General features: G+C 37.9%; 2 protein-coding genes. Both read right to left on the bottom strand.

The window, feature by feature from the left end; translation table 11 throughout:
• Positions 1–232: 232 nt before the first annotated feature.
• A complete protein-coding gene (locus tag WBN20_RS06465; RefSeq protein ID WP_424281120.1) occupies positions 233–2,068 on the bottom strand; it encodes an adenylate/guanylate cyclase domain-containing protein in 1,836 nt (611 codons plus the stop codon).
• Between the two features lie 32 nt (positions 2,069–2,100).
• A complete protein-coding gene (locus WBN20_RS06460) occupies positions 2,101–2,553 on the bottom strand; it encodes a hypothetical protein (protein WP_424281119.1) in 453 nt (150 codons plus the stop codon).
• Positions 2,554–2,782 lie beyond the last annotated feature (229 nt).

Below are 2,782 nucleotides of genomic sequence, written 5' to 3'. Positions count from 1 at the left end.
TTAAGATTGAATCTTAGTTTTCCGGGTTTGTCTTTTTTAATTTCAAATTTTCCCATTTGTATGTTTTTAAATACTGGTCATAAAAGTAACAAAATATATTCGTATTTATTTTTGTTTTTTTAGTAAGGTTTAAAATTTTATCCCCTCTGATTGTGAATAACCTGGGATTAAAAATCCATGCTTTTCTTATTCCCGTTTATGACCCGGAATATTGTCTTAAAAAGCTTGGGTATCAGGCAAGATTTTTACTGTGAAGTCCATTCACAAAATACATTTTCATTTTGCCCCGGTTCTTTACCGAAAATTCTCCTCTGTACTCGCAATCAAATTCATTTTTAATCAATTCAAATGTGTTTTCGCTGATATTTATCTTTCCGGTTTCGGAATTCGTTTCCATCCGGGAAGCCACATTCACAGTGTCTCCCCAGATATCATAGGAAAACTTTTTGCTGCCAACCACTCCGGCTACTACCGGACCTGTATTGATCCCTATCCGAACATCAAAGGAGAGTTCATCTTCTGATTCCCCGGACTTTGCATCTTCTACGAATTTTAAGATCTCAAAGGCAGCCTTCACCATTTTTATAGCATGATCTTCAATAGGAAAGGGCAATCCGCCGGCACACATATAAGAGTCTCCGATGGTTTTAATCTTTTCCAGATCGTATTTTTCCATAATGTCGTCAAAAGCGGTAAAGTAATACCCCAGTCTTTTGACCAGTACTTCAGGATTTGCATCTTCTGAATGCGCCGTGAACGCCTCAAAATCTGTAAACAATACGGTAACAGATTCAAATTTGTTCGCTTTTACCACCCCTGATTCTTTTAATTCCAGGGCCGTTTCTTCCGGCAAAATATTAAGTAAAAGTCTATCGGATCTGTCCTTTTCCTTTTCTATAATGGCCTTGGTTCTTTTTATGTACAAATTACGTCTGAACAATCCCGCTGCCAGCATGAAAATTAGAAACAGGGCCGTGGCAGATGCAATAGTAATTATCTTTTGCGTTCGTTTTTCCTGATTGGCCAGGTCCAGTTCTATTTGCTTTTGAGAAACTTCCATCTCGGCCATTTGTTGAACTGAGGTGATGTTTTGAACACTATCACGGAAAGCAATATAGTTCCTGTAATATTTCAGTGCAGCGGAAGCATAACCGGTTCTTTCATACAACTCCGAAAGCTTCAGGTAGGCGCCTCCCATTTCTGCTTTCAATCCATATTTTTTGGCAAGGTTTAAAGAGCGTAGGGAGTAACCAAAGGCAGCATCCCAATCGTTTTTATCGGCATAAAAATCAGACATGAAGGTAAGGTATACCGTAATGGGCCGGTAATCTCCTAATTCCTCCAGGATAGCGATTGCTTCACTGATATTTTCTTCCGCTTTTATTTCCTGTCCTTTTTGAGCAAAAGCCAATCCTTTATTGCCAAGATTGTACGCCAAATAATCTTTTCTTTGCAGAGCTTTAAAGATGGGGCCTGATTTGTTGAATAAAACAAGGGCAGAATCGGGTTCGCTCCATTGCAAATACGAATCTCCTAAATTTTCTATTGCGATTGCATAATTAATTCTTGCTTCCAGGTCCTCGAAAATTTTAATGGCATTGGAATAGTATCTTTTAACATTCTGTTTATTCCCCATACCGGCATATACTGCGGCTATCGCCGTATATATGCTGCCTAATTCTCTTTTTTCTCCACGGGCATTACTGATGTCTAATGCCTTAAAAAAACTTTCAAGGGCCTTACTCAAATCACCCTTTTGTTCGTGAGCATATCCCTGATGTCTGTATCCCATATACACATACCTGCTAGAATCGACCGCTATGGCTTCTTTTAAAAGCTGATCACTGTATTTTAAAGATTCATCAGGATCCGGATTATTTTGGGCGATTTTATCTAATAAATCCAGCTTTTGTGCGATGTCATAGTTTCCCGACTCATAAAGTTTTATCAGCCTATCGGATTCATTTTTATTTTGGCCAAAACAAGGGGTAAGTGCAAACAGGAGTAATCCAAGCACATAAATTCCTTTGATGATAAGTGCGTTGTTTTGCGTAAAATAAGGCTTCATAAAATTGGAATTGGGTTTGTCAATCACCTTTTCTATTCTCCGATCTGGATTTTTGATTCAATGGTATAGATCTCTGTATTGGAACCTACACTAAATTGAATTTGATATTTATAAGGAGCCTTGCCACCGCGAATTACCGTAGCCTGTACAAGCTTATCTCCCTTGATGCTGTCTGAAGTAAAAATTCTTGGACCACTGATATATTTAATAGCGGTTATCCTAACCGGGATATTGGGCTCTGTGGATGACAAGCCTTTCCACACAATATTATCACCTACCCGGGCGAAAATAGTAAAGGTCTCAGGAGAATTGTTATTTAAAACAGTAGTACTATTGCCTACCTTAAAGAAGCAAGCCTTTCCGGGGTTTGGATTCTTTGTGTCTACGTTAAGGGTTATTTCATGTGTCGCCTGTGCATGCAAATTAATTGTAGTCGCGAGTACGGTCAAAACAAAAACAATCCAGCTTATTCTATTCAATTTCATTTACTCTGATTAAAACTATCAAACAAAAAAAGAGGATATTCCATACTTATCCTATTTATTTAAAGAGATTAATATCAGAAATATACTATATATCTCCATCATTACCTGCACTAAAATAAAAAGAAAGCCCGGGTTAGTCCGGGCTTTTCTTTATCTGAAAGGTATTCCATTTTTGACCGCAAAGGCTTGCTTGTTTTCCTTAATATTATTGAGCCTTAATTTTTGGGTC

The sequence above is a fragment of the Eudoraea sp. genome (assembly GCF_049665975.1).
Lineage (GTDB): Bacteria > Bacteroidota > Bacteroidia > Flavobacteriales > Flavobacteriaceae > Eudoraea.
Note: the sequence above shows the minus strand (reverse complement) of the source record. Positions and strands in the feature narration are given on the sequence as shown.

Bases quoted from the DNA above. Each gene is read 5' to 3' on its own strand.
- WBN20_RS06465 (WP_424281120.1), bottom strand. From the start codon at position 2,068: ATGAAGCCTTATTTTACGCAAAACAACGCACTTATCATCAAAGGAATT.
- WBN20_RS06460 (WP_424281119.1), bottom strand. From the start codon at position 2,553: ATGAAATTGAATAGAATAAGCTGGATTGTTTTTGTTTTGACCGTACTC.